The organism is Streptomyces sp. STR69 (assembly GCF_024519455.1).
Classification (GTDB): Bacteria; Actinomycetota; Actinomycetes; order Streptomycetales; family Streptomycetaceae; genus Streptomyces.
This window is the reverse complement of the sequence record NZ_JALJRY010000004.1, coordinates 129,184-154,856: the sequence shown is the minus strand read 5'-3', so window position 1 is coordinate 154,856 and position 25,673 is coordinate 129,184. Positions and strand designations below refer to the sequence as shown.

Here is a 25,673-nt window from a genome sequence, read left to right as displayed (position 1 = left end):
CCGCTATGTTGCGTGTCATGCCGGATGCCGAAGACGTACGCCGTATCGCCCTCTCCCTCCCGGACACGACGGAGAAGATCGCCTGGAGCATGCCCACGTTCCGGGTCGCCGGGAAGATGTTCGTCACGCTGCCCGAGGAGGAGACCTCCATCGCCGTGCGCTGCCCCAAGGAGGAGCGCGACGAACTGGTCCTGGCCGAGCCCGAGAAGTTCTGGGTCGCCGATCACGAGGCGGGCTTCGCCTGGGTCCGGGCCCGGCTCGCCGCGCTGGAGAGCGACGAGGAACTGCGCGACATCCTCGCCGACTCCTGGCGCCAGGCGGCCCCGCCCCGACTCCTGGAGTCCTACCCGGAGTTGGGCCTGCCGTCCGACGACTGAGCCGCCCCGCTCCGGGGGCAGTCGGCCGGTCTCTCCGGGGGAGGTCGGCGGGTGTCAGCCGTGCGTTGTGGCGCGTCCGCCCCCGACGAAACCCTCGATCCGTTCGCGCAGTGTCCGGGCGTCGAGGCCATGGGCGGACAGGTGTTCCGGGAGGGTGCCGTAGCGGCGCAGTTCGGGGCGGGCCACGCCCAGGCCCAGTACCCGGTGGGGTACTTCGGCGAGTGCGTCGTTCGCGGCGGCCGTCGAGGTGCCGGCCAGGTACGGCTCGACGAGGACGACGTCCGTACCGGCCGTCCGCGTGGCACGGCGCAGCGCGGTCCCGTCGAAGGGCCGTACGGTCGTGGCGTACAGGACGGTGACGTCGAGGCCCTCCGTCGCGTCGAGTACGGCGTCGAGCATCGGCCCGACCGCGACGACCACACCGGAGCGGCCCTCGCGCACGGGGAGGAAACGCTGACCGTCGACCGGGAGAGCATCGGCGTTCGACTGCGCGGACAGCCGTACGTACACCTTGTCGTCGCCCGCGGCGACCGCGTGCCGCAACAGGGTCTCGGCCTCGTCCGGGTGGCCCGGCACGTGCACGGTCCAGCCGTCGAGCGTGTCGAGGAGGGCCACATCGCCCGGAGCCATGTGCGTCAACCCGCCGGCGGGCCAGTCGAACGAGGCCGCCGCGCTCACCAGCACCGCGCCGACGCCCTGGTGCCCGAGGTCCAGCTTGACCTGCTCGAAGGGCCGCTCGACGAGGAAACTGGCGAAGGTGTGCAGGACGGGGCGCATCCCGGTCAGCGCGAGTCCCGCACCCGCGCCGACGAGGAGCTGCTCGCGGATGCCGACGTTGATCACCCGGTCCGGGTGGCGGAGCTGTGCCTCGGCGAGGTTGGCCACGCCGATCTCGGCGAGAACGACCGCAACGCGTGGATCCTCGTCGAGAAGCCGGGAGACGACGGGCGCGAAACGGTCACGCATGGTGTCCATGAAGAGGTAGCCCTTCTTGAGCCGCTGCTGAGCGGATGGCTGAGTGGATTGCCGACCGGATTGCCGACTGGATTGGTGAACGGACAGCTGAACGGGCGGACGATCAGGCGGACTTGGGCTCCACCCGGGCCACGACCACATGAGGCCGGCCGGGATGCGGCGCGGTGAAGGCGGCGTACAGCGCGTCGTGATCGCGGCCGTCGGCGGTGATGGTCGACCAGCCCGCTGCCTCGAAGCGGGCGGCGATGCCACCGGGCCGGGCGTGAGTGGCCGAGGAGTTGTCGACGACGACGGTGTGCAGCCGGTCCAGTCCGGCGGGCCCGGCGAAGGCGATGGCCTCGTGGTTGCTGCCCTCGTCCAGCTCGGCGTCCCCCACCAGCACCCAGACCCGCGGCTCGGCGAGCCCCTGCGCGCGCAGCCCCAGTGCCGTCCCGACGCCGATCGGCAGCCCGTGCCCCAGCGACCCGCTGCCGATCTCCGCGCCCGGCACCAGCATCCGGTCCGGGTGGTGCCCGAGCGGAGAGTCGTACGAGCCGAAGCCCGGTAGCCATTCCACCGGGACGAATCCCTTGGCGGCCAGTACGGCGTAGTACGCCATCGGTCCGTGCCCCTTGGAGAGCAGGAACCGGTCCCGTTCCGGGTCGCCCATGCGTTCCGGGCCGACCCGCAGCACCCGGTCGTAGAGCACCCACAGCACGTCCAGCGTCGAGGTCGCCGCAGGGCCGTGCTTCTCGTCGCCGGTCATCAGGCCCATGAGCCGGGGCAGGTCGCCGTGCGTGTACGGGCTGCTGTGTTCCGTGGTGATGGTCATGCGGACGATCGTGCAACCTCAACCAAACTTCAGGTCAAGCGTCGCCGGACGAGTCGCCCGGAAGCCGGCCCCCGATAAAGGCGTGCGCGATCACCGACGCGAGTGCGGTATTGTTTCCATGCACGTTCGACCAGGGGAAACCCCAGGTCAGACGGGCAACGGGACGTGGCGCAGCTTGGTAGCGCACTTGACTGGGGGTCAAGGGGTCGCAGGTTCAAATCCTGTCGTCCCGACAGAGCGAAGGGTCTTCGCAGGCGAGAGCCTGCGGGGGCCTTTTTCGTATGGGTCGTTTCCGGTCTTCGAGGTTGAGCATGCCGCTCATCGGCACCTTTACTCGGAGGCCGGCGAAAACGCCGTTGCTGGACCTGGACAAGATCACTGCGGGTCTGTCGAAGGTCTGATCGGGGTTTCTGCGGGACTGGGACCGCTCGTTTCCTCTGCTTGATGTGGCCGTAGAGCTTGCTCGGCCCACTGCCGCCCGGGGTCGGGCTGGAGGTTGAGCGGGCCGAACTCGCCCAGGCAGAAGGCGACTTCGGGCTCGCCCGCCTCGGGTATGACCTCGCCGTCGGCGAGCGCGTAGAGGTGCTCGACACGAGCCTTCTTGGACGCACGGTCCGGGTCGCGGGAGGTCTTCCAGGTCCGCGCTGGTGAAGGTGACCTCGGCGATCTTCGCAACGGGCATGCCCTGGGCGGACAGCAGCACCATCTGGGCTCGCCGCCAGGTCACCACCGACCCCGTGCCTCTGCGGATGATCCGCAGCAGGCGCTGCCCCTCGGCGTCCTCGATCTGGCGGACGCGTGCTGGTTCTGCCACCCGGACAGCCTGGCGACATCGCGCCGTCCGGACCAGTATCCGCACGGTGCGTCACGTCATGACAGGGGTAGCGGTTCTCGCGGCACTATGCGCTGGGGTCGCGGAGGCCGACGGCGTCGTGCCGCCAGAACGGCTCCGCGTAGACCAGTGTCCCCGTCATCCATGGCTCGTACTCCGGGAGTCTGAGGGCCTGGAAGGCGCCATCTGGAATGCGCAGGGATGGCTTTCGGAAGCCCTGGTCGTCACCGGGCGCGAAGCCGAAGCGGGAGTAGTAGTCCGGATCTCCCTCCAGGAAGACCAGGGGGACGGCCCGCTCGGCGAGGGTCTTCAGCCCGTGTCGGACCAGGGCCGAGCCGATACCGCGCTTGTGATGCTCGGGCATGACGGCCAACGGGCTGAGCACATGCACCTCAACCAGTCGCCGAGGGGCATCGAGCAGGCTGCGGGTGAACATGATGTGCCCGACGATCTGCCTGTCGAGCTCAGCGACCAGTGAGAGACCGTCCGCGGGCGCGATCGTGCCCCGCAGGGTGTCGACCAGGTCGGCCACGACAAGGCCGTGGTCACCGAACGCCCGCAGATGGATGTCCCGCACAGGCTCTCTGTCGCCCGGAAGTTCTTCGCGAAGATCCATGACCGGAGGGTAAGGGCCCGTCCCGGTCACTCGCACACGGTTTTGAAGCCCGAAGGCTGCGCGGTGAGTGACACCGAGTCTGCACACCACGTACACCGTTCGAACGGCGCGTTCCTCGCGCCGCCGCGCAAGCTGTTGGTGTTGTCGACCATGTCGACAGCACCGATCTCTTGCCGCGCGAGACTCCGGAGTACGCGTACTGCCCGTACGGATCCGCTCGGGGAAGCTCGTGGTCGAGGGTGGCGTTCACCGGCGCAGCCACTGCAGTGTCTCGGGATCGGCGGCATCGGCGTCCACTCGTTGCAGAGCCGTGTTGATCGCTTCGCCGATCTCCGTGAACTGACGCACCTGCTCGGGGGTCAGTACGTCGAAGACCGCCCGGCGTACGGCCTCGACGTGCCCCGGGGCCGCCCGCTCCAGGAGTTGCCGCCCTTGCTCGGTGAGGAGGGTGAGCTGGTTGCGCCGGTTGACGGGGTCCTCCTGGCGGTCCACGTACCCGGCTTGCTGGAGGCGCGTCACCATGTGGGTCAGCCGACTACGGGTGATCTTCATGCGGCGGGCCAGCTCCGACATGCCGATGGTGTGGCCGGGTGCGCGAGCATGCCGATGATGGCGCCGGCGGCCGCGAACCCGGACCACGTGGCCACGCCTTTGGTGCGCTGCTCGGGTGGGAACGCGGCGGTGACGGTGGAGAGCGTCCCGGGCATGATCATCGCGGCACCGAGGCCCATGACGGCCCGCCAGACGATCAGGGTGGTGGTGGAGTCGGCGAAGGAGGCGGCCAGAGACGCCGCGCCGAAGACGACCGTGCCGGCGATGAGGACGTTGCGGCGTCCGAGGCGGTCGCCGATCGCGCCGAGCGGTAGCACGAAGGCGGCCAGGGTGACGGTGTAGGCGTCGGCGATCCAGGTCAGGGTGCTGTTGGACGCCGACAGGTCGATGGCGAGGTCGGGCAGGGTGAGGCTGAGCGCGGAGACGGAGGCGACGACCAGGACGAGTGCCGGACACATCGCGAAGAGCACGCCGTGGTGTCCGGCTCGGCCCGTGGCCACCGTCGGTTCGGTTTCCTGGGTTTCCCCGGTCCGCGGGTGGGGGGTGCTGGTCATGGAGATGTCGTCAGTCGGTGCCGGGTTGGACGAGCTTGAAGAGCAGGCGGGCGGCGGCCCGTTGGGCGCCCTGGCGCAGACGTACCGCGGCCGGAGGGGACGGCGTCGGTGCGGGCGTGGCGGCCAGGCGGGGGAGGAGCGCTTCGGCGTTGGCGCGGTTGACGGCCTGGAGGGTGTCGGGTTCCACGCCGGTGTCGAGGCCGCCTGCGAAGTACTGGCCGGCGGGCGTGGGGGCGAAGGGCCAGTCGCTGCCGAAGAGGACGTGGCCGGGGCGGGCGAAGGAGAGCAGGGTGGGCAGGGCGGCGGGGCTGGAGGACAGGGCGGTGTCGAAATAGAAGCCGCGGAAGTCGTCCAGCGTGTCCAGGGGGCTGCGCCCGGTGTCACCCGCCAGGGCCACGGCCATGCGATGGGGGGCGTACGGGACGAAGCCGCCGGCGTGGCCGAGGATGAACCGGATGTGTGGGTACCTGCGCACAACGCCGTTGCGGACCAGGAGGTAGGCGGCGCGGGTGGTGTCGAGGAGGAAGTCGGCGGCGAACGGTGGGATGCCGTCGACAGCCTGTCCCGGAAGGTCGGCGGGGTGGACGAAGACGATGGCGCCGCGCTCGTCCAGGGTCCGCCACAGCGCGTCCTGGCCGTCCGTGCCGAGGTAGGTGCCTTGGTTGTTGGCCAGGAGGGTGACACCGTCGGCGCCCAGTTCGTCCAGGGCCCGGGCGGCCTCGGTCGCGGAGGCGGCGGCGTCGGGCATGGGTAGGGTGGCGAAGTACCCGAAGCGGCCGGGATGGTCGGCGGTGAGGGATGCGGAGAAGTCGTTGAGCCGGCGGGCCAGTGCGCTGGCCTCGTCCGGGTCGGAGAGGAAGCCGGTGCCGGGAGTGGAGACGGACACGATCGCTGTGGCGGTGCCGAGCAGGTCCATCAGCTCCAGCGCTGACTCAGGGCTCCAGTCGGGCAGGGCGCGGCCTCCGGCGTCGGCGATGCCCGCCTTGGCGAGGAGGTCGCGGTAGAAGGGCGGGACGATGTGCTGGTGGACGTCGACGCGTTGTGGTGTGGTGGTCATGCGGCGGTCTCCTGAGGCTCCTGTGTGGTGAGCGGGTCGAGGCCCGCGTCGGTGGTCATGCCGTCCCTGCCGCCGCCTGTCCGGGTCGGCCTGTGTCGACGAGCACGCCACGGGCGCCGATACCCGTGGCAGGCCGAGCCGGCTTCGGCGTGTTGGAGGAAGCCGGAGCGGACCCCGCCGGGGACGAGAGTGACGGTCTCGCGGTCGACCTGGGGTGCGGAGGTCGCACGGCCGTCGTACGAGATCGTCGGCGACCGGGAACGCCGCCGACGGCGCATTGCCGGAGTCGGGGGCTGTGTCCGGCGCAGGGCAGGAGACATGGGCGGCTCTGTTTTCGGACGCTTCAGACGAAGGCCACCGACACCGGGCCGAGACCGCTGAAACGTGCCTCGGTCTTCTGGCCGGCGTGGACGAAGGGGGCGGTGGTCATGGCGCCGGGCAGCGCCACGTGTCCGGGCTCCAGGAAGGTTCCGAAGGAGGCGAGGGTGTTGGCGAGCCAGGCGACCGCGGCGGCGGGATGGCCCAGGACCTCCTTGCCGCTGCCGGAGGCGACGCGCTCGCCGTCGACGAACAGATCGACGGTGACGGCGGCGAGATCGGGCACCTCGTTCACGGGCGTCCAGGCCCCGTGGACCAGGCCGGCGGAGCTGGCGTTGTCGGCGACCGTGTCGACCAGGGTGATGTCCCAGTCGCGGATCCGGCTGTCGACGATCTCCAGCGCGGGCGCGACCGCTTCGGTGGCGTCCAGGACGTCCTCGACGGTGACGCCGGGGCCGTGCAGGGGCCGGGCGAACAGGAAGCAGATCTCCGGTTCGACGCGCGGTTGGCAGTAGTGCCCCGCGAGGAGGGTGCTGCCGTCACGGTGCACCATGTCGTCGAGCAGATGGCCGAAGTCGGGCTCGTCCACGCCGAGGAGCTCCTGCATCGCGGCTGCGGTCAGGCCGACCTTGTGGCCGACGACACTGGCCCCGTCGGCCAGGCGCCAGCCGATGTTGTCCCGCTGGACGGCGTAGGCGTCGGCCAGGTCCAGGCCGGGCAGCAGGGCCGACAGCGGGCCGATCGGCGCCACATGGTGCTCGGCTTCACGCAGCAGCAGGCCGGCTTCCTCACGTTGCCGGTCGGACAGGGTCATCCCGTGCTCCTTGCTGCCATGCGGGTCGCCGCGTCGTGGACGAGCTGTGCGTGCAGTTCGAACAGGCCCACCAGGTCGACGGCGTCGCCGGTGACTTCTCGATGGATGAACAGGCCGTCGGCGCCCGCGACGGCGTACGTGGTGAGGGTGCGTACCTCGTCCTCGTCCAGGCCGGGGAACAGGATCTTGACCACTTCGGCGATCTTCTGTCCGGCGATGTCGCGGACCTGGAGGAACACGGTCCGGCCACGGGGTTCGGTGGGGCGCCGTTCCAGGGCGAGCATCAGGCCTAGGCGCAGGAAGTCCGGTGCGTCCACCAGCGACTTCGCCACGTTGACCGCCATGGCAGCCACGCGCTCCATCGGCGTGCCGGTCTCCTCGGCGGGCAGTTCGACGGCCATGAGCCAGGTCTCGAAGCTGTGCTCGATCACCGCGGCGATGAGGTCGTCCTTGTCCTTGAAGTGCCAGTAGATCGAGCTGGCGGGCAGCCCGCACTTGGCGCTGACCGCGGCGATCGACGTGCCCTCGTACCCACGCTCGCCCGCAATCTCGACAGCGGCGTCGAGGATGCGGAGCCGCGACTCGACTCCGTTCGCGCGCTTCTTGCGCGCCGTCTGCGCCTTGGCCATGAATGCGCCTTTCCTGCTGTGCCGACTCTTGACCGTCTCCGGCACCCAGATTAGCGTAGCGACTATTCCAATTGTAGTAAACGCTACAACAAGAGCCGCAAAGACTAGTGAGGTGGCCTGGTGAGTGAGATCAGTGCCAAGGTCAGAGCCGAGGAAGATCCCGGAGACGCGGTCGAGGCCGGCGCGTACGACGTGGCGGTGATCGGTTACGGACCCACGGGCGTGACCGCGGCGAACCTGCTCGGGGCCATGGGCCTCAGGGTCGTCGTGCTGGAGCGGGACGCCGAGGTCTACTCCCGGGCCCGGGCGATCTCCACGGACGAGGAGGTCATGCGGATCTGGCAGCGCGCCGGTCTGGCCGACCGGCTCAAGCGGGACATGCTGGCCGAGCGGCCGCTCGACTTCGTCGACGCGCGCGGCCGGGCCTTCCTCAGCGCGAGTCCCACCCCGCGCGGGCACGGCCATCCGCCGCAGATGTTCATCTACCAGCCCGCGCTGGAACAGGTCCTGCGTGACGGCACAGACCGCTACCCGAACGTCGAGATCCTGCTGCGCCACGAGTGCCTGCGGCTGCGCCAGTCCATGGACGGCGCCGGCGTGGAACTGACCGTGCTCTCCACTTCCGACGATTCCGTACGACGCCTGCGCGCGAAGTACGTGATCGCGGCCGACGGCGGCTCCAGCCCCACCCGCGCCCAGCTGAACGTCGGCTACGAGGGCAAGACGTACGAGGACCGCTGGGTGGTCATCGACACCGAGATGCTCAAACCCTGGCCGGACCACGACCGGCTGCGCTTCCGCTGCGACCCGGCCCGGCCCGCGGTGGACTGCCCGACCCCGCTCGGCCACCACCGCTGGGAGTTCCCGATCCTGCCGGGCGACGACGAGAAGCACCTGACCACCGACGACGCGATCTACTCGATGGTGTCCGGATACGGGATCGGCCGGGACCAGATCAAGATCCTGCGGGCCACCGTGTACAGCCACCACGTGCGCTTCGCCGCCCGCTTCCGGACGGGCAGGGTGTTCCTGGCCGGCGACGCCGCTCACGCCATGCCGCCGTGGATCGGCCAGGGCATGGCCGCCGGTGTGCGCGACGCGGCCAACCTGTGCTGGAAGCTCGACTCCGTCCTGCGCGGCGAGCTGCCCGACACGGTCCTCGACTCCTACGAGGCGGAGCGCAAGCCGCACGTCAAGGAAGTCACCAAACGGGCGGTGTTCGTCGGGCGGATCATCACCGAACGACGACTGCCGGTCACCCGGGTCCGTAACACGGTGTTGCCGGTCCTCAACCGCATCCCGGGCTTCGGCGGCTGGCTGCAGGACTCCAACTGGATCCCCGTCGCCCACTATGCCGAGGGCCTGCAGGCCCGCCCTCGCACCAAGGCATCCGGGCACCAGATACCCCAGCCCTGGGTCACCGCCGCCGACGGCAACCGGGTGCGCCTGGACGACGTACTCGGCGGTCGCTGGCTCCTCCTGCACAGTGGACCGCCTGCCCCGCAGCCCGCCTGGAACCGCGTCGACGTCCCCTCAGTGACCGTCCTGCCGGCGGGCTCGCGACCGGCCGAGGGCGCGGTCGTCGACAGCGACGGCGTCCTTCTCCCCTGGCTGGCCGCACACCGCGTCGCCACCCTCGCCCTGCGCCCGGACGCCTACGTCTACGCCGCCGCACCCGCCGATGCCCAACTTCCCCCGCCCCCGGCCGGTTTCGCTCCGGCGCCGCGCACATCCGCCTCGATCGTCGGCTAAGGAACGCCATGACCACGCACACCGAACTGCCGTCGATGCAGGAGTCGTTGCTCGATGTCGCTGGCAAGGAGATCTTCGTCGCGGAGACCGGTGACGGCCCGCCCGTCCTGCTGCTGCACGGCGGCGGTCCCGGCGCCTCCGGTGTCGCCAACTACGCCCGGAACATCGGGGAGTTGGCCAAGGAGTACCGGGTCATCGTCCCTGACCTGCCCGGCTACGGGCGCAGCACCAAGGGTGTCGACGGTGCCGACCCCTTCGGGTACCTCGCCGACGCGATCCGCGGGCTGCTCGACCAACTCGGCTTGGAAAAAGCGCACTTCGTCGGCAACTCCTACGGTGGTGCCTGTGCCCTCCGCCTGGCCCTGGACACCCCCGAGCGGGTCGAGCGCATGGTGCTCATGGGCCCCGGCGGCATAGGCACCACGCGCGCGCTGCCCACGCCGGGTCTCAACAGCCTGCTCAACTACTACAGGGGCGAGGGCCCTTCGCGGCTGAAGCTGGAGAAGTTCATCCGCAACTACCTCGTCTTCAACGCCGCCGACGTGCCCGACTCGGTCATCGACGCGCGCTACCGGGACAGCATCGACCCCGACGTCATCGCCGCCCCGCCGCTGCGCCGCCCGTCCGGCCCGGGCGCCCTGCGCACGTTGTGGAAGACGGACTTCACCCGCGACGATCGCCTGTCCCGGCTGCCTGTGCCGACTCTGGTGCTGTGGGGCGCGGCGGACAAGGTCAACCGGCCGAGCGGCGGCCGGATGCTGGCCGAGCGGATGCCCAACTGCGATCTGTACGAGGTCGCCAACACAGGCCACTGGGTGCAGTTCGAACGCGCCGAGTTGTTCAACCGGCTGTGTGCCGACTTCCTGGCGGGCCGGCGATGAGCACCTCGGTCTTCGGTTCGGTCCACCTCGGTTACCTGGTCATCGAGACCAACCGTTTCGCCGACTGGCGCCGCTTCGGCACCGACGCGATCGGTATGCACCGCGACGACCTCGACGCCGGCCTGATGCGGTTCCGCCTCGACGACCAGGAGTGCCGCTTCCTGCTCCGGTCCGGCCCGGCCGAGGACGTCGTCGCCACGGGCTGGCACATCGACGACCATGCCACCTTCGAGCAGATCGAGGCCCGGATACGAGCACACGGCGTACCCGTCGTCGAAGGTTCAAAGGAGGAGGCCGAGCTGCGCGGCGTCGAACGCCTCCTGCGCTTCCCCGGCCCCAAGGGCATCACCCAGGAGATCTACACCGCGCCCGTCCTGACGCCCGAGCCGCTGCGGATGCTCGCGTCCGGGTTCGTCACCGGCGACTCCGGCCTGGGCCACGTCGCGATCACGTCCACCAAGCCGGCTCAGCTGCGGGGTTACTTCAACACGGTCTTCGACGCCCGGTTGACCGATTGCATCGACGAGACGATCAGCGGCGTCAAACTCAAGATTCGCTTCCTGCGGGTCAACGAACGCCACCACTCCATCGCCGTCGCCGCCGTCCGCGGCCTGCCCATCGACCCCGTCCGCACCCGGGTGCAACACCTCAACGTCCAGGTGACCACGCTCGACGACGTGGCCCAGAGCTACCAGCGGGTGTGTGAACTCGGCTTCGACATGGCCCTGTCCGTGGGCCAGCACACCAATGACAAGGAGCTCTCCTACTACGCCCGTACCCCGTCGGGCTTCGAGTGGGAAGTCGGCTGGAACCCCATCGTCATCGACGAGACGACGTGGGAACCCAGCACCCACCAGGGCATCAGCATCTGGGGCCACCTCCCGGTCGGCCAGACCATCGTCGACAAGCTCGACCAGTTCCGATGCGGCGCTCGCTCCCTGTTCCGCCCGGAGAACACCGTCCCGGCCCTCAGTGGCGCCGGCATCCCCGACGAGTGACGCGATGTGCGGGAGGATCAGGACGACTCGGCGCCGATCCTTGCGGCCAGGGGCGTGAACCGGGCCAGGGCGTTGGACAGTTCGACGGTCAGCCGCTCGGCCGGGGTGAACGTCTCGTCCAGTCCGGCGATACCAGCTGCTGGGCGACTGCCGGCGTCACGGTCAGCAGGCTGGTGCGGTAGGAGACGAACGGCAGGGTGCCGTCGGTGTGCGGACAGCGCTCGAAGACTCCCTTGCAGAGCAGGTTGACCAGCGTGCGGGTGGTGTCGAACGTGAACGCGTACAGAAAGGACGGCAGCCCCAACAAGCTGAAGCGGCCCACCAGTTGCACTGACGAGCTGTCATGGGACGACGAGGCTGAACAGGGCTGCTACCGCACCACGGGTCGGCCATGCGGGTCTCCCTCCTCGGACCTGAAGATCGCGGTCACGCTCGCGGCGGATTGCCTCGCGGTCGTGTCGGCCGGCGCTCCGGCGATGATGGCGACCTCTGCTTCTTCCAGGACTCGCCAGACCGCGTCCATCTGCGGAAACAGTGGTATCGGTGTTCCCCGTTCGCAGAGTTCCAGGAACTGTTGGATCGCGGTGTCCGCGGCGCTGGCGCCGGCCAGCGCAACCGGTGCGACGATGCCGTTGGACAAGGCCGTCATGACATGGTTGTGGGTCAGGTAGTCAGCGAAAAGGTCATGGGCAATGATCTTGTTGGGGCCGCGTTTCGCCATGACCAGGCCGTGAACCAGAGTCAAGGCCGAGGCTGGCGCGCCGTCGGCGAACGGTGGCACCGCACTGACCGCGATCGGGATCTCGCTGTGCTGAAGGCGCCGCAGGGCATCCGAGGAACTGATCAGGTAGGGGCTACGGGCTGTCGCAAAGAGCTCGAAGGCTTCATCGCGGTCCATCGACCGACGAAGCAGTCCTGCGCCGGACTCACCGAGTTCCCCCAGCCGTTCGAACGCGGCGATGGATTCCGGAGTGGCCAAGCCGATGCGTGTCGGATCCCACTCGCCGTCGGACGTCCTGCCGAAGAGCCAGCCGCCGGCGCTGGTGAACAGGGGCCAGATCTGGAAGGGATCGCCGTGCTCACCGACTCGCACCGTGAATACGCTGCTCACGCGGCCGGCGTTGCGTAGTGCGCTGCCTGTGGCGATCAACTCGTCCAGGGTTTCGGGTGGTTGTGGCGCAAGGTGCGTGTTGCGAATCAGCGCGACGGTGTCCACGCTCGTCGGTATCCCGTACAGACGTCCGCCGACGGTCAGCGCGGACAGTGCCCAGGCGGGGAAGACGCTCTGATGTTCGGCGGCCAGGACAGTCGGCTCGACCAGGTCACGGGAGATCAGATCTCCGATCCAGTCATGCGGGCAGATCAGCGCGTCGGTCGTGGAAGGGTTTTGGAGTCCGGCCACAAACTGCTGTTGGGGGAGACCGGCGGTGTCCGTGTCGAAGGCGACCGCGACTCCGTAGGTCGCCAGGAAGTCGGACTCGAACTGGGCGAGTACTCCCGCGCGGAGCGGGTCGGCCTCGATGAGCAGGTTCGGCTGAAGTTCGCTCAGGCTGCCGTACTGGTTGCGCAGCCAGCGCACACCGGCCGAGTCCGTAAAGCTGAGTTTCACGCGACGGGCGGTTGTCCCCTGCGCCGACTGGCCGGTGCTCACCGGGCGGAACAGTGCCTCGTTCGACGGCGGTACCACAAGGTAGTGAAACTTGATGTCGTCGGAGTGGTCGTCCAGACCCAACACCGTCAGATACGCCTGATAGATCGGAATCTCCGAGGTGTTGCGTACGAACGCGCCCCACTGCCCGTCTCGGGACTGCCCCCACCAGGCCGATACGAGCCCGGCCTGAGACCTCCGGGAGAAGGATCTTTGAACCTCTCGGGCCTCCGCATCGACGCGGTCGCGTTCCGACTCGATCTGGTACGTACGGCGCGTGACCACGACAGCGACAGCGGCGAACCCCAGCGCGAACACGGAGCCGAGTGCCGACAGCCAACCCGGTACGTCACCCCACCCGATCGACATCGACACCCCACGCCAGCGATGAGGGAAACCCCGACTGCCAATCCGAACAGCACGGACGGAGACCGTCAATGCCCGCGAGCACGCCAACTCATCGGCGAATCTTGGCGGTTGAGGTCCAAACGACGCTGTCCGGCGGAAGCCTGACCACACGGACTCCTTTACTCGTCTCAATACGCTGGGCACTGACCAGTTCTTGCTGGAGCGGGTCTTGGGCGTGGTGATGACGAGCTGGTTGTTGTCGATCGCGGAGAGCGTGCAGCGTACGTAGAAGACGCGTTCGCTCAGGCGGGCTGCCGACAGTACGGCGACGGTCTCCACGACGCAGTCCAGGCCGTCGCCGTGCTGTCGGACAGTCGGCCGCGGGAGAGGTCTTCGGCCGGCATGCGGGCGGGTCCACGAGCGGGGTCATGTCGGTTGTGAGTGAGGTCACCGAACTTTTCCTGTGAGCCGCACAACTCACTGAGTGGACAGCGGCGCACGCACAGGCGCCGGACGGCACTCGCCTTGCACAGGAGCGCAGTGAAGATCTCGGAAGACCCGGAGCGTACGGTCCGGCGCGCGCGGTTGACGCGGGTTCCCCGGTTGCTCATCGTGCTGGCGGTGACGGCCGTCGCCGCAGTCGGCTGCGGTGACGTACGGCCCGGAGCCGATACCTCCGACCGGTTCGCCTCCGCCGCGCCCACGGCCGGAGCCTCCCATGCCGCTTCCTCCTGCGCTGGTCATGTCCTGGCCGGCATGAGCCGGTCGCAGCGGGTCGGCCAGCTGTTCATGGGTGCGGTCTCGGCGGGGCCGGGCACCACCGTTGCCACCGAGCGGGCGCAGGTGGCGGTGCTGAAACGTCACGACGTCGGTTCGGTCATTCTCATGGGTCCCGTTCGGTCCGGGCTGAGCAGCGTACGGGGGGTTGTGGGCGAAATGGGGCGGCTCGACCTGCCGGTGGCTCACGCCACGGTCGGCACCCTGGTCGCCACGGACCAGGAGGGCGGGCAGGTCCAGCAGTTGAGCGGGGCGGGATTCACCGAGATCCCGAGTGCCCAGGTGCAGGGCGGGTGGACCGCGTCCCGGCTGCAGCAGCAGGCGGCCGTCTGGGCGGAGGAACTGCACGAGGCGGGCGTGCGCCTCGATCTCGCCCCGGTCGCGGACGTGGTGCCCGTCTCGATCGGCCGGGCCAACGGCCCGATCGGCCGGTACGACCGGCAGTTCGGTTCCGGTGCGGAGACGGTGGGCGGTCAGGACGGCGCCTTCGTCCGGGGATTCGGCCAGGCGCACGTCCTCACCACGCTCAAGCACTTCCCGGGGCTCGGCCGGGTCCGGGACAACACCGACACCACGGCCGGTGTCACGGACACGACGCTGACCCGCGACGCGCTGGATCTGAGCTCCTTCCGCACCGGAATCGCCGCCGGCGCACGGTTCGTCATGGTGTCGCTCGCGACCTACACACGCATCGATCCGGCGCACCAAGCCGTGTTCTCGACCACCGTGATCGACGGAATGCTCCGCAAGGACCTGGGCTTCGACGGCGTCGTCGTCTCCGACGACCTCGGCAACGCCGTCGCCGTCCAGGCCGTTCCGCCGGGACATCGGGCATTGGCGTTCCTGCGGGCGGGCGGGGACCTCATCGTGACGGTGAGCACCGACGACGTACCTGCCATGACCTCCGCCGTCCTCGACGCGATGCGGTCCGACCCGGCGCTACGGACCCGTGTCGACGCGAGTGTGCGGCGCGTCCTCGTGGCGAAGCAGGCGGCCGGCCTGATGACCTGCCCCACCTGAAGTCGGCCTCGCACTGCCGACACACACGCATGCCACGCCGCGGATGACGACGTCCCGCCACGACGGGCGACCCCGCCCACCCCACAGACCGAGGCAAGGAGCCCCTGCGCCATGCGCATCACTTCCATCGGCCATGCCGGCCTGCTGCTGGAGACGGCCGCCGGACGGATCGTCTGCGACCCCTGGTTCACCCCGGCCTACTTCGGTTCCTGGGTACCGTTCCCCGACAACACGGGCATCGATCCCGGCCTGCTCACCCACGCCGACTACCTCTACGTCTCGCATCTGCACCGCGACCACTTCGACCCCGACTGGCTGAAGCGGCACATGTCGAAGGACGTGACAGTGCTGCTGCCGGACTGTCCCGTCCCGCATCTGCGCGACGCCCTCGCCGACCTCGGGTTCCACCGGTTCGTGCAGACCCGTAACGACAAGGTCATGGAACTGGACGGCGGACTGAGCGTCCTCATCAGCGCGCAGCGCAAACGCCTCAACGGCATGGCGCGGGCGCTCAGTTACATCGAGCAGTACCAGGCGTCGCACGTGCTGCCGTTCGCGGGTCCACCCTGTTTCCTGGACGAGGACCTGTTCCACCTCAACGACTTCGGTCAGGACGACACCAACGTGTTCCCCGACCAGTTCGCCTTCCTGGACTTTCTGCGCGAACACGGGAGGGACAATGCGCACCTGTTCCTCACCGGCACCACGGTCGAACTGACCCCGGAGCACGGGTGCGCGGTGACACAGATACCGGATGAGGAGATCGCACGTATCCGGGACCGGCGCCCGTAGCTGCTGGCATACCAGCAGAAGACCTGGCCGGTTATCGACCGTATCCTCGGTGAGCTGCCGCAGGACCGCTCGGACCTGCTCGGCCGGCTCAAGGAGTGGGTCGAACCGCTGATGCGGACCGCCAACCACACCTGCGCCGGAGTGAACGGCCGCATCCTGCTCGACGTCGGGGCCGTGGACGGTGGAGACGACGAGTCGATCGTCTTCGACTTCCTGAGCCGCGAGATCGCCGCCCACGACGGCCGGCCGTTCCGCTACCGGTTCCGCGCGGCACGACCCCTGATCGAGCGGCTCGTAAGAGACCGGGCCGAGGACTGGGTGAACGAACTGTTCCTGTCGTGCCGCTTCGAGGCGTCCCGCTCAGGGTCGTACAACGAATTCGTCTACACCTTCTTCAAGTCGCTGTCGCAGGCCCGGATGGCGTATGCGGAGGGCTACTACGCGGAGTCGTCCGGGGTCGACGAGTACGCCCTCGCCGACGGCCACGTGGTCCAGCGCCGCTGTCCGCATCTCAAAGCCGACCTGGTGCGTTTCGGCACCGTCACCGACGGCGTACTGACCTGCCAACTGCACGGGTGGGAATTCGAGTTGGCGACCGGGCGATGCCTGACCAGCGACGACCGCAAGCTCGCCGTCCGGCCGCAGGAGCCGCTCGACACCCGGCTCGGCGAGGCGGACGCGGCGTACCCGCGGATCGCCGGCGCGTTCCCGGCCGACCCGGTGAAGGGCATCGCCCTCTGATCGGAGTCCCCTTCCGGGCGCCGGAAAGGGAGACAGTGACACCGGACCGTCGGCAGAGAGGTGAAGTCCCTCGGTGACCTTCACCAGTGCAACGTCACCGTCTTCGTCTGCACGGTCGTGGCCGAGACCACGGCGGACGGCGGAACCGAGGCCGCCGTTGCGAGCGTGACCGGCGTGGCCCACCGCTGCGGTTGGAGTCGGTTCACTGTTGATCCCAGGGATCCTCTCGCGTCAGGATTCGTGCTGCGATGACATCTTTCGAGCACCTTCCGATCCTCTCGGCCGACGACGTCGAGCGGGCACTGACCCGGGACCGGGCGGCAGCGGCGCTGACCCGCGCGCTTCGGGCGGGACTTGAGCCGAGTGCGGACCTGGAACGGTCCGTCCTCGACGTGGCCGGCGGCCAGTTGCTGCTCATGCCGTCGGCGGGGGCCTCCGCCGTGGGCCTGAAGACGGTGACGCTCGCCGCGGGAAATCCGGGCCGCGGACTGCCTCGAATCCAGGGCGCCTACCTGCTGTTCGACGCGGAGACGCTCGAACTGCGGGCGATCATGGACGGGATCGCGGTGACGAACCTTCGCACGCCGGCCGTCTCCGTCGCGGCGACCGCTCCGCTGCTCACCCGGTTCACCCGGCCGATCGAGCTGGTGGTCTTCGGCGCGGGCCCCCAGGCGGTCGGCCACGTGGACGCGATCCGGGCCGGCGGCTCGGTCGAACCGGCCGACGTCACCTATGTGGTTCGCCACCCCGACCGAGCCCGCGAGCAGCTGCCACCCCGCACCACCGTCGTCGCCGCGGACTCACCGGACCTGACGGTACGGCTCGGACGGGCACAGGTGGTGGTCTGTGCCACCAGCGCCCGTACGCCGCTGTTCGACTCCGCGCACCTGACGGACGGTACGGTCGTCATCGCGGTCGGATCCCATGAGCCGGACGTGCGTGAGCTGGACGGTTCGCTGATGGCCCGCGCGAACGTCGTGGTCGAAGACGTACGCACGGCGTTGCGCGAGGCCGGGGACGTCGTCCTGGCGATCCGCGAGGGCCACCTCCACGCCGACGGGCTGATCCCGATGGCGGACGTCGTCCGCGGCACGCGCACGCTCGCCCCGGACCGCACCGCGGTCTTCAAGAGCGTGGGAATGTCCTGGCAGGACCTGGTCGTGGCCGAAGAAATCATGGAACAGCACCGGCGCGGCCCGATGACGTGAACACCGCGCGGTCCTCTGCCATGTGGGCCGCAGGCCGAGAAGCGCAACACCCGGGAACGGGCACTTCTCCGTCGCCCTCCAGCCCGGTCACGTCCACTCGCCGACCCGTCTCACCCGGCTGGACCGGCACCGCCCCCACGGCCTCCGACACCCTCGTGTCCGTCGCTTTCCCGCCATTCGTCAACTGCGTCCGCGGCGGCTGGGGCCTGCTGGAACCGGACACCCCCACCTCGACGTCTCCGGTGCCCGGCGACCGCGCCCGATCGTCCCGGAACGGCGGCGACGGCGATGCCCACGACCATGCCGACAGCCTCACCAGCACCCGGAGCGGTGAAGTCCTCTTCCCCGGTGCAGTCGATCAGTGTCGGACACCTCTGATTGCCAGTGCCAACGGTCCGGAGAACTCCCACCGTCACTGGGCACACGGCATGTTTTGCGTCACCGAAGCACCTGCGGGCAGTCACAGATCTATCGACTCGGCGTCAAATGTTGTGCACAAATTCCACACAGACCTCTCTCCAGGCGGGCACACATGGTCTAGATTGACCTTGCTTCGCACGGTGTGACACCAGGCGACAAAAGATGATCTATGTGTCCGGCGATGCAGATGGCCAGCAGTTGTGTCTCTCGCGCCGGACGTGGGGGTGATCAATTCTGTTGGCCCGAGGGGGGCTTGGGGCATGGAGAGCATCCGAGGTCGCGACGGGTTCCCGTGCGATTCAGGAGTCTGGTGGGACCTGCGAGTCCGATGTCGCCAGGGTGGGGTGCTCGCGAAGTAGTGACATGGCCGGGACGTCAGGCGCCGGGGGCGCGGGCTTCCCGAGGGGGAACAGCGGAGCGGAGGCTTCCGCGGGGGAGTTGCAGTGCGGGGGGCGGGGGCCTCCCGTAGGGGAGTGACAGTGTGCGGCGACCACGTCAACACCACTGGGGACCTTGGGGGGTTCAGTGCGGCAGGGGGGAATAGTCGGGCCTTTTCCGTCGGCGCGCGAACGGCTGGCGAGCGGGGCGATCGGACAGCCGGCGATCGAATGGGAACAGCGGTACAGACGTACCGTGATCTTCAGCGACACCGTGGCCACCGCCTGCGTGGTGGGGGGAATAGGCGACTTCTTCGGGGCCCGGGACGCGGCCAACTGGCATGAGAAGTGGGGCATTCTCGCCTTCGGCACCCAGCTGCTGGTGCTGGGCGCGCTGGCGGTGAGCCGCTCGTGGTCTCCGGCCGTACTCGGTCAAGGCGCCGAGGAATTCCGCCGGTTGGGACGCTCGCTGTTCACGGCGACCGTCGTCCTGGCGCTCGGCGGGATCGCTCTGACCTCGCGCAACATCAAGCTCTGGATCTTCGTCGCGATCCCCGCGATCGCGATCGTCACCATGACCGAGCGGTATGTGCTCCGTCTCTGGCTGCACAAACAGCGCAACGAAGGACGCTGTCTGAGACCGGTGCTCGCCGCCGGGAGCCCGGCAACCGTGCGCGACCTGATCAGCCGGACCCGCAAGTTCCCGCACCTCGGCTGGCGCGTGGAGGCCGTGTGCACGACGGACGGCCGCGGGGTCGACGGCGACCAAGGCGCCCTCGACGGCGACCAGTTGGACGGGGTGCCGGTCATCGGCCTGCTGGAGGACGTCGCCAAGCACGTCCGCCACGACGGCTACCGGGTCGTCGCGGTCACACCCGACCCGCACTGGTCACCGGACCGTTTGCAGCGGCTGGCCTGGAACCTCGAAGGCAGCGACGCCGAGATGATCGTCGCCCCCGTGCTGATGGAGGTGGCCGGCCCGCGGCTGCACGTCGACGCGGTCCTCGGGATACCGCTGCTGCGGGTCAGCATGCCGACCTTCACCGGAGGCCGCCGGGCCATCAAGGGGGTCGTCGACCGGATGGGCGCCGCGATCCTGCTGATCGCGTTCGCGCCGCTGATGATCCTGGTCGCGCTGTTCGTGCTGATGGACAGCCGGGGCGGGGTGTTCTACCGCCAGCGCAGAGTCGGCAAGGACGGTCGCGAGTTCACCATGCTGAAGTTCCGCAGCATGGTCGCCGACGCCCACAGCGCACGTGCGGCACTGGCCGAGCGCAACGAGGGCGCGGGCCTGCTGTTCAAGCTCCGCCGGGATCCGCGGGTGACCCGGGTGGGAGGGGTGCTGCGCCGCTACTCGATCGACGAGCTCCCGCAGCTCTTCAACGTGCTCACCGGATCCATGTCGCTCGTCGGCCCCCGGCCTCCGCTGCCGGAGGAGTCCGCCGAGTACGGCCCGGACATCCGGCGGCGGCTGCTGGTCAAGCCCGGGCTCACCGGCCTGTGGCAGATCAGCGGGCGCAGCGATCTTCCGTGGGAGGAGGCCGTGCGCCTCGACCTGCGGTACGTGGAGGACTGGTCGCTCGCCCTGGACACAGTGATCTTGTGGAAGACCTTGCGTGCCGTGATCCACGGGCAGGGGGCCTACTGATGCGCGGGGGTCGTCCGACCGGCGCGCGGACCGCAGGCCGCAGGGGCCTGCCTGGGGGGAGAGACCGGTCATGAGAGTCAGCGTTTTCGGGCTCGGCTACGTGGGCTGTGTGTCGGCCGCGTGCCTGGCCAGCATGGGCCACGAGGTCATCGGGGTGGACGTCAACCAGGTGAAGGTCGACCTGGTCAACGACGGCAAGGCCCCGGTGGTGGAGGAACGTATCGGCGAGCTCATCGCCGAGGTCGTGCGGACCGGAGCCCTGCGCGCCACCGACGACGTCCGCGAGGCGATCGCGGGCAGCGAGGTGTCGCTGATCTGCGTGGGCACCCCGTCCGAGCCCAACGGCAGCCTGTGCACGACCTACTTGGAGCGGGTCACCGAGGAGATCGGCGCCGCGCTCGCCGAGCGGGGCGGACGGCAGACCGTCGTGTTCCGCAGCACCATGCTCCCCGGCACCTGCCTGAACCTGCTGGTGCCGATCCTGGAGAAGCACGTCGGCGGCACGGCCGGCGTGGACATCGGGGTCGCGGTCAACCCGGAGTTCCTGCGCGAGGGCACCAGCGTCAAGGACTTCTTCGACCCGCCGAAGACCGTCATCGGCGAACTCGACCCGGCCAGCGGCGACGCGGTCGCGGCGCTCTACGACGGCCTGCCCGGCGAGGTGTTCCGGGTGCCGATCCCGACCGCCGAGGCCATCAAGTACGCGGACAACGCGTTCCACGGCCTCAAGATCGGCTTCGCGAACGAACTGGGCGCCGTGTGCCAGGCCCTCGGCGTGGACTCGCACCAGGTGATGGACGTGTTCCTCGCCGACCGCAAGCTGAACATCAGCCCCGCCTACCTGCGACCCGGCTTCGCCTTCGGCGGTTCCTGCCTGCCCAAGGACCTGCGCAGCCTGGTCTTCGCGGCGCAGCGGGCCGACGTCTCGGTGCCGATCCTGTCCCACGTGCTGGCCTCCAACTCCGACCATCTGCAGCGCGCGGTGGACCTGGTCGAGCGCACCGGCAAGCGCAAGGTGGGCCTCTTCGGACTCTCCTTCAAGCCCGGCACCGACGACCTCCGCGAGAGTCCGCTCGTCGAACTCGCGGAGCGGCTCTTCGGCAAGGGCTACGACCTCAAGATCTACGACGCCAACGTGAGCCTCTCCCGGCTCCTCGGCGCCAACCGCGAGTACATCGAGAGCCGCCTGCCGCACCTCGCGCAACTGCTCGCCGACTCCGTCGACGAGGTGCTGGAGCACGCCGAGGTGTGCCTGGTGGGCACCAAGGACGCGACCGTGCTGTCGGCACTTCCCCACACGGGCGAACCGGCGATCATCGACCTCATCCGCCTTCCCGACGCCGACGCGCGCCGGACCGAACCGGGGTACATAGGCCTTGCTTGGTAACGAGACCGGCGGCGACGGCACGAACCGTCGCGCGCTGATCCTGGTGGAGAACCTGTCGGTCCCCTTCGACCGGCGGGTGTGGCAGGAATGCACCACGCTGCGCGACGCGGGCTGGGAGGTGCACGTCATCTGCCCCCGGGGGGAGAAGCGGGACACGGAGGCGGAGGCGGTGATCGACGGGGTGCGGATCCACCGCTACCCGTTGCGCGCGGCCACCGGAGGGCCGGCCGGCTATCTCCGGGAGTACGGATCGGCGCTGTGGCACACGGTCCGGCTGGCCCGCAAGGTCGGCCCGGTCGACGTGGTCCACGCCTGCAACCCGCCCGACCTGCTGTTCCTGCCGGCCCTGTGGATGAAGCGGCGCGGCGCGCGGTTCGTCTTCGACCAGCACGACCTGGTGCCCGAGCTGTACCTCTCCCGGTTCGACCGCGGCGAGGACCTGCTCTACCGCGCCGTGTGCGCGCTGGAGCGGCGGACCTACCGGGCCGCGGACATCGTGCTCGCCACCAACGAGAGCTACAAGGATGTCGCGCTGCGCCGCGGCGGCCGACGGCCCGAGGACGTCTTCGTGGTGCGCAGCGCGCCCGCGACCGACCGGTTCCAACCGGTGCCGCCGGAGCCGGAGTTGAAGCAGGGCAAGCCCCATCTGCTGTGCTACCTCGGCGTCATGGGCCCCCAGGACGGCGTCGACTACGCCCTGCGGGCCCTGGCGAAACTGCGCGACGAGGTCGGCCGGACCGACTGGCACGCGGTCTTCGTCGGCGCCGGCGACGCCTTCGACGCGATGGTCGAACTGTCCCGGCAGCTCGGCCTCTCCGACCAGGTGCAGTTCACCGGACGCATCCCGGACGCCGACCTGGTGCGCTACCTGTGCACCGCCGACGTCTGCCTTTCCCCCGACCCGCACAATCCGCTCAACGACGTGTCGACCATGAACAAGGTCCTGGAGTACATGGCGATGGGACGGCCGATCGTCTCGTTCGACCTCCGGGAGGCACGCGTCTCCGCCGGCGACGCCGCCGTCTACGCGCCCGCCAACGACGAGGCCCAGTTCGCCAAACTCGTCGCGCTGCTCCTCGACGATCCCGAGAAGCGGGACCGGATGGGAAAGATCGGCCAGGAGCGGATCAGCGGACCGCTGTCCTGGGAGAACTCGCAAGCGTCACTGCTCGCCGCCTACACCGCCGCCTGCCGGGACCAAGCCCCGGTGTCCGCGGGTGGGCAGGTCCGTACGGGGAAGAGGCCGCACCATTGAATGACGACACGATCCGCCTGGTCACGATCGGACGGATTCTCCGCCGGCGATGGCGGCTCCTCGCCGTCCTCGCCGTAGTGGGCGCGCTCTTCGGCTACGGCACCTCGGTGCTGCTGCTTCCGCCGCGCTACACGGCAGAGGCATCGGTCCTGCTGCCGGGCCAGTGGGAAGAGCGCGAACTGCTGACCCAGGTGGACATCGCGACCAGTTCGGCGGTGGTCGACCGCGCGGCCGACGCGCTGAAGTGGGGCGTCAGCGGCACCGAGTTGCAGAAAGACGTGAGTGCCAAGGCGGACGACGGGAACATCATCAAGGTGTCCGGTACGGCCGACACCCCGGAGCGCGCGCAGCGGCTCTCCGACCAGCTGGCCCAGCAGTTCGTCACCTTCGCCACCCGTATCGCGGGCGGCAGCACCGACGCCGCGGCGGACACGGCGACGGAGGCACTGCGGAAGCAGGTGGCCGAGACCAACCGCCGTATCACCGACCTGGCCGACTCGGCGAACCCGGGGCAGACCGTGGAGGGCGTGCAGGCCCGCACCGAGCTCGAAGGCCTGCGCACCGGACTCCAGGACGCCATGAAGAAGCTGGAGGAGGCCAACCCGGCGTCCGCCAAGGCCAGCATGGTCGTCATGGGACCGGCACCCCGGCCGACCGGCGCGTCGGCGCCGACGAGGACACAGCTCATCGGCGCCGGGGCACTGCTGTTCTTCCTGCTCGCCGTCGTCGGCCATCTCGCCGCCGCACGGGTGAGCCGCCGGCTGCGCACCGAACCGGAGATCGCCGCCGCGCTCGGCTCGCCGATCCTCGGCACCGTCGACGTGCCCGGCGAACGGGCCGGGCACCGGCCCGAGAGCCACGGCGCACGGGCCCGGCTCCGCCGGCTTCTCGGCACCGACGTCCGATGGGACGTACCGGCCCCGCAGCGCTCCGGCGACGAGGCCGAGCGGCGGATCCGCTACCGGCGGGTGTGCGCCCGCCTCAGAGACCAACTGCCCGCCCCCCGGCGGCTGCTGGTCGTCGTACCGGAAGGCGACGAGGTCGCCCGGCTGGCCGCGGGACAGCTCGTCGCCGAGGCCACCAACGACCCCCGGCTGCGGGTCGTGGAGGTCTCGGCGGACCGGCCGATCGTGCCGGACCGCGACACCGAGTCCGGCGCCCTCGCCGTCCTCAGCGCGGGCAGCTGGACCGCCGCCGAACTCGCCGGCATAGCCGAGGCGTGCGCGGACGGCGGGCACGAGCTCGTCGGCGTCGTCGTCGCCGGCACGGTCCGCACCCGGCCGACGGAGAAAACCGCCGACCGACTTTCCGACGACGCCACTTTGACGTTCGCGGTCCATGGCCACGCGACAGGAGATCCAGCGTGACGACGAGCACGACTTCGGAGTCGTCGGCCGCCACCCCGCTCCTCGACCTCCAGGCACTGGTGGTCGCGGTGCGCAGACGCCGCCGCCTGTGGGGCGCCATGGCGCTGCTCGGACTGCTGGCCGGCGCGGCCGTGGCGGTCCTGATGCCGCCGGCCCCGGCCGCTGTGACCAAGGTCCTGGTCGCGCATCAGGAGGACCAGCCGAACGACACCGGCACGCTGATCCGCACCGACGCCCAGCTGCTGGCGACCTCGCGGATCGCCGGTGCGGCCCTGAAGATCCTCAAGTCCCCGGAAAAACCCGAGGACTTCATGAAGGACTACCGGGGCACCGGACTCACCAACAACGTCCTTGAGATCGATGTGACGGCCAAGACCGACGCCGAAGCGGTGGCCCGCGCCAAGGCACTGGCCGAGGCGTTCGTCGCGGACCACGCCAAGCGCATCAACGACATCGCCAACGCCAACGCCCAGGGCCTGCTCGATCAGCAGGCCCGGATGCAGGCGGAGCTCGCCGACGTCAACAAGTCGATCGGCGGCCGGTCTCCCGACACCGACCCCAAGGACGCGGCGAACCTCGAGTCGCTCTTCGCGCGGCGGGCCGAACTCACCTCACAGATCTCCGACTTCGGCCAACGCGCCGAGGAGGCACGCGTCGGCGCACCCCAGCTCGTCGCCGGCACCCAGATCGTGGACGCCCCCCGCGCGGTGCCGCACTCCCTGCCCAAGGCCCTCGTCACCGACGGCGTGGTGGGACTCGTCCTCGGGCTCTTCGTCGGGCTCGCGCTGGCCGCGGTCGGCGTGGTCGTCGCGGACCGCCCCGTGCTGCGCCGGGACATCGCGGCGAACCTCGGCGCCTCGGTCATCGCGGAACTGCCCCGCCGCTCCGGCAGGTTGTGGCAGCGCCGACGGACCCGGGTGGCACGCGAACGCCTCACCACGACGCTGGCCCGCACCGCGCGTGGCTCCGCGGAACCGCTGTCGCTGCTGGAACTGGGCTCCGCGCGCGGCACCACGGCGATCGCCCTCGGCCTCGCCCGGGCACTGTCGGCGGACGGGCCGGTGACCGTCGTCGACGGTCTCCCCGGCACCCAGCTCTCGGGCCGCCGCCCGAAACCGGGAGACCCCAACGTGGTCGGCGGCGAAATGGCCGCGACCGTGTCCCCGCAGGACCAGCGGATCGGCGTCGGCTCGGTGGCACCGGGCACGGCGTGGACCGACCTCCAGTACCTCGGCACCCGCACTGTGCTCGTCGTACGTGCCGGACACGGCAGTGCCGCATGGCTGCACACCGTGGCACGGCAGCTCGCGGACCAGCGCATCCCGGTCGTCGGTGTGGTGCTGATCGACCCCGATCCGCGCGACCGGACCGACGGCACGCTGTGGGACGGGCTGGCCAACGCCCTGCGCGGCCGGACCGAGCCGCCGACCTGGCAGAACGCGCCGGGCCGACGGCTCACCGAACGGCAGCCGATACGGGCCGCACGGGTCCCGGACAACGACCAGGAGGTGCGGTAGAC

The 25,673-nt window shown here is 69.7% G+C and carries 25 protein-coding genes, 1 tRNA gene and 1 pseudogene; 15 read left to right on the top strand and 12 right to left on the bottom strand.

Going from position 1 to position 25,673, the window contains the following annotated elements; translation table 11 throughout:
• Positions 1-17 precede the first annotated feature (17 nt).
• Positions 18-377: an MmcQ/YjbR family DNA-binding protein gene (locus OC490_RS09120; protein WP_262057335.1), complete on the top strand. Its 360-nt coding sequence runs from the start codon at positions 18-20 to the stop codon at positions 375-377.
• Between the two features lie 54 nt (positions 378-431).
• On the opposite strand, the gene OC490_RS09115 is transcribed toward OC490_RS09120, so the two are convergent.
• Together OC490_RS09115 and OC490_RS09110 are read right to left on the bottom strand one after the other, a co-directional pair.
• Positions 432-1,352: a transketolase family protein gene (locus tag OC490_RS09115; protein WP_262057334.1), complete on the bottom strand. Its 921-nt coding sequence runs from the start codon at positions 1,350-1,352 to the stop codon at positions 432-434.
• Positions 1,353-1,455: 103 nt separating this feature from the next.
• Positions 1,456-2,163 carry a transketolase gene (locus tag OC490_RS09110; protein WP_262057333.1) on the bottom strand — a complete coding sequence of 236 codons (708 nt, stop codon included), beginning with the start codon at positions 2,161-2,163 and terminating at the stop codon, positions 1,456-1,458.
• Positions 2,164-2,322: 159 nt separating this feature from the next.
• Between OC490_RS09110 and OC490_RS09105 the strand changes: the two genes are divergently transcribed.
• A tRNA-Pro gene (locus OC490_RS09105) sits at positions 2,323-2,396 on the top strand.
• Positions 2,397-2,619: 223 nt separating this feature from the next.
• Here the strand turns inward: OC490_RS09105 and OC490_RS49320 are convergent.
• The 8 genes and pseudogenes from OC490_RS49320 to OC490_RS09070 all read right to left on the bottom strand — a co-directional run.
• Positions 2,620-2,977: pseudogene (locus OC490_RS49320) on the bottom strand (IS630 family transposase); the annotation flags it as partial.
• Between the two features lie 85 nt (positions 2,978-3,062).
• On the bottom strand, positions 3,063-3,611 hold the full coding sequence (locus tag OC490_RS09100; RefSeq protein WP_262057332.1) for a GNAT family N-acetyltransferase: 549 nt from the start codon (positions 3,609-3,611) through the stop codon (positions 3,063-3,065).
• Between the two features lie 246 nt (positions 3,612-3,857).
• Positions 3,858-4,184 carry a MarR family winged helix-turn-helix transcriptional regulator gene (locus tag OC490_RS09095; protein ID WP_262057331.1) on the bottom strand — a complete coding sequence of 109 codons (327 nt, stop codon included), beginning with the start codon at positions 4,182-4,184 and terminating at the stop codon, positions 3,858-3,860.
• A complete protein-coding gene (locus OC490_RS09090) occupies positions 4,160-4,717 on the bottom strand; it encodes an MFS transporter (protein WP_262057330.1) in 558 nt (185 codons plus the stop codon). The genes OC490_RS09095 and OC490_RS09090 overlap by 25 nt, the downstream gene beginning before the upstream one ends.
• A 10-nt stretch (positions 4,718-4,727) precedes the next feature.
• Positions 4,728-5,774: an amidohydrolase family protein gene (locus OC490_RS09085; RefSeq protein ID WP_262057329.1), complete on the bottom strand. Its 1,047-nt coding sequence runs from the start codon at positions 5,772-5,774 to the stop codon at positions 4,728-4,730.
• Positions 5,771-6,094: a hypothetical protein gene (locus OC490_RS09080; RefSeq protein WP_262057328.1), complete on the bottom strand. Its 324-nt coding sequence runs from the start codon at positions 6,092-6,094 to the stop codon at positions 5,771-5,773. Before OC490_RS09080 ends, OC490_RS09085 begins: the two co-directional genes overlap by 4 nt.
• 23 nt (positions 6,095-6,117) lie before the next feature.
• Positions 6,118-6,906: a 2-keto-4-pentenoate hydratase gene (locus tag OC490_RS09075; RefSeq protein ID WP_262057327.1), complete on the bottom strand. Its 789-nt coding sequence runs from the start codon at positions 6,904-6,906 to the stop codon at positions 6,118-6,120.
• Complete coding sequence (locus tag OC490_RS09070; RefSeq protein WP_262057326.1) at positions 6,903-7,535, bottom strand: TetR/AcrR family transcriptional regulator; 633 nt, start codon at positions 7,533-7,535, stop codon at positions 6,903-6,905. Before OC490_RS09070 ends, OC490_RS09075 begins: the two co-directional genes overlap by 4 nt.
• Positions 7,536-7,664: 129 nt before the next feature.
• On the opposite strand from OC490_RS09070, the gene OC490_RS09065 reads away from it, so the two are divergent.
• Genes OC490_RS09065 through OC490_RS09055 form a run of 3 tightly spaced genes read left to right on the top strand, consistent with a single transcriptional unit; the run spans position 7,665 to position 11,166 of the window.
• Positions 7,665-9,287 (top strand): bifunctional 3-(3-hydroxy-phenyl)propionate/3-hydroxycinnamic acid hydroxylase, encoded by a 1,623-nt coding sequence (locus OC490_RS09065; RefSeq protein WP_262057572.1) that lies wholly within the window; start codon positions 7,665-7,667, stop codon positions 9,285-9,287.
• 8 nt (positions 9,288-9,295) lie between these two features.
• Positions 9,296-10,168, top strand: a complete 873-nt coding sequence (locus OC490_RS09060; RefSeq protein ID WP_262057325.1) for an alpha/beta fold hydrolase — start codon at positions 9,296-9,298, stop codon at positions 10,166-10,168.
• A complete protein-coding gene (locus tag OC490_RS09055) occupies positions 10,165-11,166 on the top strand; it encodes a VOC family protein (RefSeq protein WP_262057324.1) in 1,002 nt (333 codons plus the stop codon). The genes OC490_RS09060 and OC490_RS09055 overlap by 4 nt, the downstream gene beginning before the upstream one ends.
• A gap of 88 nt (positions 11,167-11,254) precedes the next feature.
• Here the strand turns inward: OC490_RS09055 and OC490_RS09050 are convergent, their stop codons facing one another.
• Together OC490_RS09050 and OC490_RS09045 are read right to left on the bottom strand one after the other, a co-directional pair.
• Positions 11,255-11,488: a hypothetical protein gene (locus OC490_RS09050; RefSeq protein ID WP_262057323.1), complete on the bottom strand. Its 234-nt coding sequence runs from the start codon at positions 11,486-11,488 to the stop codon at positions 11,255-11,257.
• A gap of 48 nt (positions 11,489-11,536) precedes the next feature.
• Positions 11,537-13,501, bottom strand: coding sequence for a hypothetical protein (locus OC490_RS09045; protein ID WP_262057322.1), 1,965 nt, complete (start codon positions 13,499-13,501; stop codon positions 11,537-11,539).
• A gap of 201 nt (positions 13,502-13,702) precedes the next feature.
• Between OC490_RS09045 and OC490_RS09040 the strand changes: the two genes are divergently transcribed.
• From OC490_RS09040 to OC490_RS08995, 10 genes are all read left to right on the top strand, one after another.
• Positions 13,703-14,959 (top strand): glycoside hydrolase family 3 N-terminal domain-containing protein, encoded by a 1,257-nt coding sequence (locus OC490_RS09040; RefSeq protein WP_262057321.1) that lies wholly within the window; start codon positions 13,703-13,705, stop codon positions 14,957-14,959.
• Between the two features lie 111 nt (positions 14,960-15,070).
• Positions 15,071-15,751: an MBL fold metallo-hydrolase gene (locus OC490_RS09035; protein ID WP_262057320.1), complete on the top strand. Its 681-nt coding sequence runs from the start codon at positions 15,071-15,073 to the stop codon at positions 15,749-15,751.
• 111 nt (positions 15,752-15,862) lie between these two features.
• Positions 15,863-16,492, top strand: a complete 630-nt coding sequence (locus OC490_RS09030) for a Rieske (2Fe-2S) protein (RefSeq protein ID WP_262057319.1) — start codon at positions 15,863-15,865, stop codon at positions 16,490-16,492.
• A gap of 60 nt (positions 16,493-16,552) precedes the next feature.
• Complete coding sequence (locus tag OC490_RS09025; RefSeq protein ID WP_262057318.1) at positions 16,553-16,744, top strand: proline racemase family protein; 192 nt, start codon at positions 16,553-16,555, stop codon at positions 16,742-16,744.
• Positions 16,741-17,700, top strand: coding sequence for an ornithine cyclodeaminase family protein (locus OC490_RS09020; RefSeq protein ID WP_262057317.1), 960 nt, complete (start codon positions 16,741-16,743; stop codon positions 17,698-17,700). Before OC490_RS09025 ends, OC490_RS09020 begins: the two co-directional genes overlap by 4 nt.
• Positions 17,701-18,645: 945 nt before the next feature.
• Entirely contained in the window at positions 18,646-20,145 is a 1,500-nt protein-coding gene (locus OC490_RS09015) for a sugar transferase (RefSeq protein ID WP_262057316.1), read from the top strand.
• Positions 20,146-20,215: 70 nt separating this feature from the next.
• Positions 20,216-21,532, top strand: coding sequence for a nucleotide sugar dehydrogenase (locus OC490_RS09010; protein ID WP_262057315.1), 1,317 nt, complete (start codon positions 20,216-20,218; stop codon positions 21,530-21,532).
• Positions 21,522-22,787 carry a glycosyltransferase family 4 protein gene (locus OC490_RS09005; RefSeq protein ID WP_262057314.1) on the top strand — a complete coding sequence of 422 codons (1,266 nt, stop codon included), beginning with the start codon at positions 21,522-21,524 and terminating at the stop codon, positions 22,785-22,787. Before OC490_RS09010 ends, OC490_RS09005 begins: the two co-directional genes overlap by 11 nt.
• On the top strand, positions 22,784-24,154 hold the full coding sequence (locus OC490_RS09000) for a Wzz/FepE/Etk N-terminal domain-containing protein (protein WP_262057313.1): 1,371 nt from the start codon (positions 22,784-22,786) through the stop codon (positions 24,152-24,154). Before OC490_RS09005 ends, OC490_RS09000 begins: the two co-directional genes overlap by 4 nt.
• Positions 24,151-25,671: a Wzz/FepE/Etk N-terminal domain-containing protein gene (locus tag OC490_RS08995; RefSeq protein WP_262057312.1), complete on the top strand. Its 1,521-nt coding sequence runs from the start codon at positions 24,151-24,153 to the stop codon at positions 25,669-25,671. Before OC490_RS09000 ends, OC490_RS08995 begins: the two co-directional genes overlap by 4 nt.
• Positions 25,672-25,673: the final 2 nt, after the last annotated feature.